This window comes from Pseudomonas sp. EGD-AK9, from assembly GCF_000465935.2.
Classification (GTDB): Bacteria; Pseudomonadota; Gammaproteobacteria; order Pseudomonadales; family Pseudomonadaceae; genus Aquipseudomonas.
The window spans coordinates 1-3,969 of sequence record NZ_AVOF01000300.1 but is presented as its reverse complement, the minus strand read 5'-3'; the positions used below and the strand labels follow the sequence as shown (position 1 = coordinate 3,969).

The 3,969-nt window shown below is 69.0% G+C and carries 2 protein-coding genes and 1 pseudogene; all 3 read right to left on the bottom strand.

Annotated elements, in window-relative coordinates; all coding sequences use genetic code 11:
* A partial coding sequence (locus N878_RS14490; protein ID WP_021444347.1) for a hybrid sensor histidine kinase/response regulator occupies positions 1-1,990 on the bottom strand: 1,990 nt, incomplete at its 3' end.
* 162 nt (positions 1,991-2,152) lie between these two features.
* The gene (locus N878_RS14485; protein WP_021444346.1) at positions 2,153-3,352 is read right to left on the bottom strand and encodes an osmoprotectant NAGGN system M42 family peptidase; all 1,200 of its coding nucleotides are present in this window, start codon (positions 3,350-3,352) and stop codon (positions 2,153-2,155) included.
* Between the two features lie 74 nt (positions 3,353-3,426).
* Positions 3,427-3,969, bottom strand: a pseudogene (locus N878_RS14480) (N-acetylglutaminylglutamine synthetase); the annotation flags it as partial.

The window sequence follows — 3,969 nt, the reverse complement described above, 5'->3', positions numbered from 1 at the left end:
CGTCCAGGCCAAGGCCGTCGAGCGAGGCGAGCAGGGCGGTGCGCCCGGCCAGCAGGCGGCCGAGTTCGTCGGGCGCCTCGGCCGCGCTCAGCAGCGGAATGTCGAAGGCGAAGCGGGTGCCCTGGCCGGGGGTGCTCTGCACCTCGATGCGGCCGTCCATCATCTCCACCAGCTCCTTGCTGATGGCCAGGCCCAGGCCGCTGCCGCCGTAGCGGCGGGTGGTGCTGGAGTCGCCCTGGGCGAAGGATTCGAACAGCTGGGCCAGGGCCTGCTCGCTGATGCCGATGCCGCTGTCGCTGACGGCGAACACCAGGTGCGGCTGGCCGTGGCTGTCGCTGCGGCGGCTGACGCTGATCGCCACGTGGCCCTCGGGGGTGAATTTCAGGGCGTTGCTGAGCAGGTTCATCAGCACCTGCTTGAGCCGCGTCGGGTCGCCCTGGATGCGCCGCGGCACGCCGCCTTCGAGGCTGACGTAGAGGCGCAGGCGCTTGTCCAGGGCCTGGCCGGTGAACAGGCTGAGGGTCTCGGAGATCAGGTCTTCCAGGTCGAACTCGATCTGCTCCAGGCTGAGCTTGCCGGACTCGATGCGGGCGTAGTCGAGGATGTCGTTGATCACCGCCATCAGCGAGCTGCCGGAGCTGGAGATGGTGTCGACGTAGAAGCGCTGGCTGCGATCCAGCGGCGTCTCGCGCAGCAGCTGCAGCATGCCCAGCACGCCGTTGAGCGGGGTGCGGATCTCGTGGCTCATCTTGGCCAGGAAGCGGCTCTTGGCCTGGCTCTCGAACTCGGCCTGCTCGGCGGCGCGGCGCGAGCGGAAGCCTTCCTCCTTGAGCAGGTTGATGCGGTCGGCCAGGCCGATGGACAGGGTGATCAGCTCGATGGTCACGCCGATCTTCACCACCGTGGCGCCGAACACGCCGAACACTTCCAGGCCCAGCGAGCCGGTGGTGGCCTGGATGAAGGCGAACAGCAGGATGGCCCAGGCCAGGGTGTAGTAGGAACCGTAGCGCACGCCACGGCGCCAGACGTAGACGCCGGTGAGCAACAGGATCAGCGACACCAGCGAGACGGTGACGCTGGCCAGGATGTTCCAGGCGGAAAGGCCGATCAGCGGCGCCGACAGCAGGATGCCGGCGCAGGCCAGCATCAGCAGGCGCAGGCCGGTGTCCAGGCGCGGGAAGTACTGGCGCGCGTGGAGGAAGTGGCGGCTGAACTGGATGGCGGTCAGGCAGTGCAGGTACATCAGGATGTAGATGCTCACCGACTGGAAGGCCACGTGCTCGGGCAGCAGCTTGAACAGCATGCCGTCGAAGCAGGCGGCGAGCAGGCCGACGTTGAGGTTGTAGGCCAGGTACCAGAGGTAGGCGGCTTCGCGCAGCGACAGGTAGAGGAACAGGTTGTAGCAGAACATGGCGAACAGCACGCCGTAGAACGCGCCGTTGAAGCCCATGAGGTTTTCCTGGGCCACCGCGCTGGCGCCGTAGGTGCTGAAGAACAGCGGCACGAACACCGTGCTGGTGGTGTCGACGCGCACCAGCAGGGTGCTGACGCCGGGCTCCAGCTGCAGCGGGAACCAGAAGTTGCGCACCTGCACCGGGCGCTGGGAGAAGGCGTAGCGGTCGCCGCTTTCCTGTTCCAGGCGGCGGCCGTCGGGGGCGACGAGGAAGACCTGCAGGTGGTCGAGCAGCGGGTAGTTGACCTCCAGGTAGCCGCCCAGCTCCTGCGTCAGGCCGTTGACCAGGCGCACCTTGAACCACCACACCGAGGCGTTCTTGCCCTGGTTGGCGTGCTCGCCCGTGATGCGGCGGAAGGCGTCGTCGTCCAGCGCCAGTACTTGGTCGACGCTCAGCTGGCCGCCGACGTCCTCGTAGTAGCCGGTGTAGGGGCCGAGGGAAAGGCGCAGGTCGTCGCTATCCAGCGGCGCGGGTGGCAGGGCCCAGCTCGGGGACGTCAGCCAGAACAGCAGCAAAGCCAGGCACAGACGAGGCATCCGGAAACCTCAGTGGGCCACCAACAATGGCCGGGAATCATGTCCAACGTCGCGTTGCGACGGCCCGAAGGGTGACCGCCAGGGATGGCTGGCGGTTGCAGCGGGGGCGCTCGCGGCCCCCGGGGTTCTTTCGCGCCACTTTGCCCGGATGCGCGGGCCCCTTCAAGCGTCCTTGTCGTGCTGGCCGAGCAGGCTGTCCACCGGCGGGACGCGCGTCTCGCTTTCCATCTGTGCGTCGTGTTCGAGCTGGTGGCTGAAACGCTCCAGCGAGCCCTGCGCCGGCTGCGCGTCGCTGGCGAACACCGGCGGGCTGAGCAGGTAGGCAGTGAGCAGGCGGCTGAGCGCCTTGAGGCTGTCGATATGGGTGCGCTCGTAGCCGTGGGTGGCGTCACAGCCGAAGGCCAGCAGCGCGGTGCGGATGTCGTGGCCGGCGGTGACCGCCGACTGCGCGTCGCTGTGGTAGTAGCGGAACAGGTCGCGGCGCACCGGGATTTCCTGCTCGGCGCCCAGGCGCAGCAGCTGGCGCGACAGGTGATAGTCGTAGGGGCCGCCGGAGTCCTGCATGGCCACGCTGACCGCGTGTTCGCTGGACTGCTGGCCGGGCGCCACCGGGGCGATGTCGATGCCGACGAACTCGCTGACGTCCCAGGGCAGCGCGGCGGCGGCGCCGGAGCCGACCTCCTCGGTGATGGTGAACAGCGGGTGGCAGTCGATCTCCGGCTGCAGGCCGTGCTCCTTGATGGTCTTCAGCGAGGCCAGCAGGGCGGCGACGCCGGCCTTGTCGTCGAGGTGGCGGGCGCTGATATGGCCGCTCTCGGTGAATTCCGGCAGCGGGTCGAAGGCGACGAAATCGCCCACCGAGATGCCCAGCGACTCGCAGTCGGCGCGGGTGGTGGTGTAGGCGTCGAGGCGCAGCTCGATGTGGTCCCAGCTGATCGGCAGGTTGTCCACCGCGGTGTTGAAGGCGTGCCCGGAGGCCATCAGCGGCAGCACGCTGCCGCGCAGCACGCCCTGGTCGGTGAACACGCTGACCCGGCTGCCCTCGGCGAAGCGGCTCGACCAGCAGCCCACCGGGGCCAGGCCGAGACGGCCGTTGTCCTGCACCTCGCGGACGATGGCGCCGATGGTGTCGAGGTGCGCCGACACCGCGCGGTCGCAGCGCTCGCAATCGCTCTGGCGGCCCTTGAGGGTGGCGCGGATGGTGCCGCGGCGGGTCAGCTCGAAGGGGATGTCGAGGTCGTTCAGGCGCTCGGCGACGTAGCGCACTATGGTGTCGGTGAAGCCGGTGGGGCTGGGGATGGCGAGCATCTCCAGCAGCACCTTCTGCAGGTAGTCGAGGTCGGGTTCGGGTAGTTGCGGCATATGGACTCCTCGGCGTTGCCATTGCCCCTCGCCCGTTTACGGGAGAGGGGAGGGAGAGGGCTACCGATCAGCGCTCAGCTGATCACCTGGCTCAGCGGGAACAGCAGGTCGACGAAGCGTTCGGCGGTCGGCTGCGGTTCGTGGTTGGCCAGGCCGGCGCGTTCGTTGGCCTCGATGAACACATGCTGCGGCTGGTCGGCGGCCGGCACCAGCAGGTCGAGGCCGACCACCGGGATCTCCAGGGCGCGCGCGGCCTTGATCGCCGCCTCGCGCAGGCTCGGGTGGAGGATCGCGGTGACGTCCTCCAGGGTGCCGCCGGTGTGCAGGTTGGCGGTCTTGCGCACGGCCAGGCGCTGACCGGCCGGCAGCACGCTGTCGTAGTCGAGGCCGGCGCCGTGCAGGGTGCGCAGGGTTTCGGCGTCCTTGGGAATGCGGCTTTCGCCGCCGGTGGCGGCCTGGCGCCGGCGGCTCTGCGCGTCGATCAGCGCGCCTACGCTGTGGCGGCCGTCGCCGATGATCTCGGCCGGGCGACGGATGGCCGCGGCGACCACATCAAAGCCGATCACCAGCACGCGCAGGTCGTGGCCTTGGTGGAAGCTTTCCAGCAGCACGCGCTG

Excerpts from the sequence above, each read along its gene's own strand:
- N878_RS14485 (WP_021444346.1), bottom strand. The coding sequence starts at position 3,352 with ATGCCGCAACTACCCGAACCCGACCTCGACTACCTGCAGAAGGTGCTG.